The organism is Pseudoalteromonas sp. GW168-MNA-CIBAN-0100 (assembly GCF_040309225.1).
Taxonomy (GTDB): Bacteria; Pseudomonadota; Gammaproteobacteria; order Enterobacterales; family Alteromonadaceae; genus Pseudoalteromonas; species Pseudoalteromonas arctica.
The window spans coordinates 1-303 of record NZ_JBEOOL010000377.1 but is presented as its reverse complement, the minus strand read 5'-3'; the positions used below and the strand labels follow the sequence as shown (position 1 = coordinate 303).

Genomic DNA, 303 nt, shown 5'->3' with positions numbered 1-303 from the left:
ATAAAAAACGCTTAATCGATGCAATTAGCCTTACTGAACGTGAACTGGCAGAGTCTGAGCAAGCAACTAAAACAGCGCTAAATCAAATTGACGTACTTGTAAAACAAGCCAGCGATGTTGCTTTTTCATTGCAAAAAGGGGTGCGCAGCGACGTAGATTCTGCAAACTTGTGGACTTGGATAGGCATGATAATAGCCACCATAATTGCAATTATCGTGGCAGTCGTTACAGTTAATCGTATTACTAAACCACTGGCTGAAGTTAACCGCATTTTAGATATTGTAGCAAGTGGCGATATGACAC

At 40.9% G+C, this 303-nt stretch carries 1 pseudogene; it reads left to right on the top strand.

Annotation, left to right across the window (positions count from 1 at the left end):
• Window positions 1–303: pseudogene (locus tag AAEY62_RS21565) on the top strand (methyl-accepting chemotaxis protein); the annotation flags it as partial.